This is a genomic window from Massilia sp. 05N420 (assembly GCF_056397205.1).
In genome coordinates this window covers 1-400 of the sequence record NZ_JBFTMX010000226.1, presented here as the reverse complement: position 1 = coordinate 400, position 400 = coordinate 1, and the positions used below count along the sequence as shown (strand labels likewise).

Sequence of the window (400 nt, the reverse complement as noted above, 5' to 3'; positions counted from 1 at the left end):
CATCAGCACGGGCCGCCGTCCATAGCGGTCGGAAAGCGGTCCGTAGATCAACTGGCCGACGGCAAGTCCGAAAATATAGAGGCTGACCGTCATCTGCATCTCGCCAATGCTCGCCCCAAGRTTTGTCGCGGCTGCAGGCAAGGCGGGCACGAAAATATGCATGGCAAGCGTGCCGCTGAAGGTAACCAGCGCCAAAAGCCAGACGGGAACGGTCTTACGGGCAGTCAGCGGTTCGGCGCCGGCCATGCGGCCAGGATGAGAATTCACGGTGTCGGCTCCTCGCCGTTGCGGGAAAAGACGCTCGAAATATGCTCGAGCACGCGGAAGGCCGTCTCGATGTCGGCCTTGGAGAGACCGGCGAGCGCTTCTTCGCGGACGCCCTGGGCGATGCACTCGACAT

Annotated in this window: 1 protein-coding gene; it reads right to left on the bottom strand. The window is 62.2% G+C overall.

The features are described from left to right. A partial coding sequence (locus AC1DIX_RS28085) for an MFS transporter (RefSeq protein WP_477328656.1) occupies window positions 1–246 on the bottom strand: 246 nt, incomplete at its 3' end. Between the last annotated feature and the right edge of the window lie 154 nt (window positions 247–400).